Below are 282 nucleotides of genomic sequence, written 5' to 3' on the forward strand. Positions count from 1 at the left end.
CCAGCGCGTCCACCTGGCTGAAACGCTGCCGGAATGCGCCGAAGCCGTCGCGTTCAAGCGTGCGGACCGCCTCGTGCCACGCGGCGGCGCTGGCGCAGATCAGGTCTGCGGCGAGGGCGGCGCGCTCGGCGCCGGCCTGCACCTGCGTCCAGTCCGCGATCTCGCGGCCCAGGGCAAGCGACAGTTCGGAAGCGTCGGCAAGATTGACGCCCATGCCGATCACCACGGTGTAGCCGGTGTCGCGGCCGCCCGGATTGCGGGTGGTCTCGACCAGGATGCCCG

Annotated in this window: 1 pseudogene; it reads right to left on the reverse strand. The window is 72.0% G+C overall.

The annotated features are described in order from the left end of the window. Positions 1 to 282: pseudogene (locus B3446_RS21080) on the reverse strand (biotin--[acetyl-CoA-carboxylase] ligase); the annotation flags it as partial.

The organism is Achromobacter sp. UBA5777, from assembly GCF_002418565.1.
GTDB lineage: Bacteria > Pseudomonadota > Gammaproteobacteria > Burkholderiales > Burkholderiaceae_B > Achromobacter > Achromobacter animicus.